The organism is Acidithiobacillus sp. TH-A35, from assembly GCF_057473505.1.
In genome coordinates this window covers 1-4,696 of record NZ_JBYCKR010000105.1, presented here as the reverse complement: position 1 = coordinate 4,696, position 4,696 = coordinate 1, and the positions used below count along the sequence as shown (strand labels likewise).

At 58.3% G+C, this 4,696-nt stretch carries 4 protein-coding genes; all 4 read left to right on the top strand.

What is annotated here, in order from left to right:
- Positions 1-230: 230 nt before the first annotated feature.
- The 4 genes from AC2VNK_RS03865 to AC2VNK_RS03850 all read left to right on the top strand — a co-directional run bounded on the left by AC2VNK_RS03865 (position 231) and on the right by AC2VNK_RS03850 (position 4,656).
- Positions 231-1,580, top strand: coding sequence for a murein hydrolase activator EnvC family protein (locus AC2VNK_RS03865; protein WP_486882864.1), 1,350 nt, complete (start codon positions 231-233; stop codon positions 1,578-1,580).
- Positions 1,581-1,679: 99 nt separating this feature from the next.
- Positions 1,680-3,113 (top strand): S41 family peptidase, encoded by a 1,434-nt coding sequence (locus AC2VNK_RS03860; protein WP_486882863.1) that lies wholly within the window; start codon positions 1,680-1,682, stop codon positions 3,111-3,113.
- A gap of 135 nt (positions 3,114-3,248) precedes the next feature.
- Positions 3,249-3,815: a DJ-1 family glyoxalase III gene (locus tag AC2VNK_RS03855; protein WP_486882861.1), complete on the top strand. Its 567-nt coding sequence runs from the start codon at positions 3,249-3,251 to the stop codon at positions 3,813-3,815.
- A gap of 64 nt (positions 3,816-3,879) precedes the next feature.
- A complete protein-coding gene (locus AC2VNK_RS03850; protein WP_486882860.1) occupies positions 3,880-4,656 on the top strand; it encodes a peptidylprolyl isomerase in 777 nt (258 codons plus the stop codon).
- The last annotated feature ends 40 nt before the right edge of the window (positions 4,657-4,696 follow it).

Here is a 4,696-nt window from a genome sequence, read left to right as displayed (position 1 = left end):
ATCCTGTGCCCCTGCTTTATATCGGGCGTCCTGCCAAGGTTCTTTCCGGCGGTGCTCTGGAAGATCTGGCCCCCACCCTGCTTCAGCTCATGGGCTTGCCGATACCTCCTGAGATGAGCGGGAAAAACCTGGTACAGACCTTCTAAGCTATGTCGCTTTTGCCCCATCCCCGCATTGGCGCACTGCTTGCTTTGACCATTCTCCTCCCGGTCGGAGGGGGAGCGGCGACGTTGCAAGAGAAAATACAAAACAGTCGGCAAAAGCTGGAGCATATCCACGAGAACTTGGGGCAAATGCAGGCGCACCTCGCGGCGGGGCAGAAAACCCAGGCACAACTGCGCGAAGAAATAATCGTTATTAATCAACTTGTTGCTTCTACACAAAAAAGACTGGCCGGTATTCAGCAGCAGCAGCACCAGGCACAAGCGCAGATTGCTGACCTGCGGGCAAAAATCAGTGCACTCCAGGCCGAACTGGCTCAGCAAAAAGGCATTCTCGCCCAGCAGTTACGTGCCGCCTACACGCTGGGTGGTGTCACGCCGCTGGCGGTCTGGCTGCAAACGGAACGTCCGGGAGAACTGGGGCGTATGAGCGTCTTTTATGGGTCCCTCGCTAAGGCGCGCAGTACACTTATTATCAAGACGCAAGACACAGCGCAACAAATACTGAACACCAAGCACGAGGTGCAAACCCACGAAACGCACCTCGCCCAGTTGGCACGGCAAGTCGGTGCTCAAGAGCAAACCCTCCAGCAACAGCGCCAACATCACGCCGCACTGGAAAACCAGTTGGCAAACCGCATTGCCGCCGACAAGGCGAAGATTTCCGAACTGCAGGCGAACGCCAATATTCTCGATGGGTTGGTGGGCCATCTGGTCGTACAGTTCCGCCATCAGGAAGAGGTCGCCCGCGCCAAAGCGGCCGCGGCGGCTGCCGCCAAGGCGCAACGCAAGGCCAAAACCGAAGCGGCGGCCCGTCGTGCAGCGGCAATTGCCGCACGACGGCAGGCCATTGAGCAACGTCGCCTGGCCCAGGAGAAACAGGCAGAACAGCGCGCGCGGCGGGAGCAGGAAACAGCGCGGGCACAGCAGGTTCAACGTGCGGCAAACGCGCAAAAGCAGCCGCCCACCACCGTAGTTCACCCTCCAGTGATAGCGGCGGCGCCCACGCCCGCGTTGCCTGCCACGCCCATCGTCGGCCACGGCAACTACCCCGCACCGGTAAGCGGGCCTATCAGCGCCCGTTTTGGTGCGCCGCGAGTGACTGGCGGACTCGACTGGCAGGGCGTCACCTTCCAGGCCGCAGTAGGGACACAAGTTCGCGCCATTGCGCCCGGCATGGTACTTTATGCGGGACCTTTACGGGGCTATGGACAGATTGTCATTGTGCAAATCGCACGCAGCTTATTAGCCATATACGGGCACTTGGGCGCTACCAATGTCCACGTCGGAGAACAGGTCTCTGCAGGTCGCCCGGTAGGTAGTGTCGGCAGCGGTGGGGAGTTAGGGAACGACGGCCTCTATTTTGAGATGCGTAACGCAGGACACCCTGTTAATCCCTTGGACTACATTCACAATTGAGGAATGACTTGACCTTTATGAGATGCACCATGTTGCCGGTCGCCTTCCTTTTACCGCGCATATTCACGGGTTGTTGTTACACCCTCGGAGACTTCATCCATGTCCACTCCCCGCTTCCCTAAACCGCGCCGCGGTATTTTTCTGGGCATCGGTGTTGGGCTCGTTCTGGGCGTCAGCATCAGTTTTGCGGTCACCGTTTACGCGGCTAGGGATCAGGATAAAATCCCGCTGGAACAAATCCAGACCTTCAGTCAGATCTTCGAGATCGTCAAATCCAATTACGTCGACCCCACTTCCGACAAGAAACTGATGGATGGCGCCATCAATGGCATGGTCAGCGCCCTGGACCCCCACTCTGCTTATCTGACACCCAAAGAATTCAAAGAGATGCAAGTGCTCACCAATGGCAAGTTTGGCGGGCTGGGCATCGAGGTAACAGGCGATCATGGGGCACTTAAAGTCGTTGCCCCCATCGACGGTACCCCGGCAGCAAAGGCGGGCATCGAATCAGGCGACCTCATCGTCAAAATTGACGGCAAGCTTTTGCAGGGCGTCGGCCTGCAAAAGACCGTGGATATGATGCGCGGCAAACCCGGTACGCAGGTAACCCTGACCATTTTGCGACCTCATCAGGCTCAGCCCCTGCATTTCACCCTGACCCGCGCCGTCATCAAGGTACAGAGTGTGCGCGCTGCCATGCTTGCACCCGGCATTGGCTACATCCGTATCAGTCAGTTCCAGGAAAACACCGGCAGTGCGACCCGCAAGGCCGTAGAGCATCTGGAGCAGGAGGCCAACGGGCATCTCAACGGCTTGATCCTCGACCTGCGCAATAATCCGGGTGGGGTGCTCGGGGCCGGGGTTGAGACGGCGGGTACCTTCCTGAACAAAGGACTGATCGTCTACACCAAGGGCCGTACCGCCAACAGCGACATGCGCTTCTCCGCCCATGGACCAGACTACCTCCACGGCGCGCCCATGATTGTGCTCATCAATGGCGGCTCGGCCTCGGCGGCCGAAATTGTCACCGGCGCCCTCAAAGACGAGCACCGTGCTCTGGTCATGGGCCAGCGCAGCTTTGGCAAGGGGTCGGTACAGACGGTGATGCCGCTGAGCAATGGCGGCGCCCTCAAACTGACGACGGCACTCTATTACACCCCTGCGGGCTGCTCCATCCAGAGCCAGGGTATCGTTCCCAATATTAAGGTGCAGCCAGCCAATGCACAGCTGCGCACCCTGGATGCCGACCTCCTGAAGGAGTCGGAACTGCATGGTGTGCTGAAAGCGCCGGACGAGTGCAGCAAGGTCGCCCCCCAGTACACCATCGCCCTGCCGATCCCCGCCACTGCCGCCACTCAGTCCACCAAGGAAGATGAGGCTATGGCCGCCAGCAGTGTCCTGAAGCCAGATCCGGCCAAGGATTACCCTCTGCGCGAAGCACTCGCCATACTGGAAGGCAAGGCGGTCCCGGTACAGGAAAAGGGGCATACCGTCGATACCGTGATTCCCCTTCCGAAAGCAGTGGGACAATGATCCGGCCAGGAATATTTTGCTTTGTCATGCGCTGATCATGGATAAATTTCGCACGCGCACGGTCGAACCAAGGGTGGCTGTTCGGGCCGCCCGAATGGTAGAGATTGTGCATTTATTCTTAAGAGGAACAGGGCCATGGTGACCTCGGCAATACAGGTACTTATCCCCGTAGCGGACGGCTTCGAGGATATGGAGGTGGTGATCTCCTGCGACATTCTACGGCGGGCGGGTTTAAAAGTTGTCCTCGCTGGGCTCGATGCAGGATTGGTCACCGGCGGGCGTGGGTTGCGCCTGCAACCCGACGCACTGTTAGCCGATGTGGTCAGCGTTGATGTCGATGTAATCCTGCTCCCTGGCGGCAATGAGGGTGTACAGCGACTGGCAAAGCATCGACCGCTTATTCAGCTTCTGCAGGAAAGACACCGGCGGGGGCAGATTATTGCCGCCATTTGTGCGGCACCTGGCATGCTGGCCACCCACCATCTGCTCGACGGGCGGCAGGTCACCGCCTATCCAGGCATCCTCGACCCGCAGAGCTCGGACTATACCTATCAAGAAAGTGCCGTAGTGATTGATGGTCCTCTGATCACTTCACGGGGGCCGGGTACGGCCATGGATTTTGCTCTTACCCTGGTGGAACTTCTCCTCGGTCCTGAAAAACGTCGGGAAACAGAGGCGCCACTACAACGTAGTACCTCCTGAGACTTCCCCTTTGTCCGCCACTATGGATAATAGGGCCAGCGTCACTTAACCTGAAGGAAAATTTATGAAACTTCGCGCGGTCATTCTTGCTGCCACAGTCAGCGCTTTTGCAGTACCTGCTTTTGCTGCCCCTGTCGCCACCGTCAATGGTACCGCCATCGACAACAGCCAGGTGCAGGCCATCATGTCCATGAGCCCGGCGCTTGCCAAAGAGCCCAATGCCCGCGAGCAAGTGGTGCAAAATCTGGTAAACATGGAAGTACTTTCGCAGTACGCCATCAATCACAAGCTGAACCAGTCCTCTGATGTCAAGCAACGTCTGGCCATAGCCAAGCGCCAGATCTTGGCCGATGCGGCGGTGGACCAGTATGTGAAAGATCATCCGGTTCCTGAGGCCGACATTCAGAATGCCTACAACAAGTTCGTCCAGGCCATGGGCAAAAAGGAATTTGAAGTGCGTCACATCCTGGTGAAGACCAAGGCCGAGGCCGACAAGGTTATGGCCGAGCTCAAGGCCGGCAAGAAGTTCTCTGCCCTGGCGGAAAAAGACTCCATTGACAAGGCCAGCGCCGCCCACGGTGGCGAGCTGGGCTGGATTGTCCCCGGTATGGTCGTTCCGCCCTTCGCTCAGGCCATTGAGACAGCCCCTATCGACAAGCCCGTTGGCCCGGTGCAGACACAGTTCGGCTACCATGTGATTGAGGTCCAGGCGACTCGTGCCCTGACCCCCCCACCACTGAGCGCCATGAAGGATCGTATCAAGATGCAGTTGCAGCAGCAGGAGGCCGCCAAGTTTGTCGCCTATCTGCGCAGCCAGGCGAAAATCTATATCACCAAGTAATTTCGGTGTTGTTTGAGCAAAAGCGCCGGGGGCTTTCCCC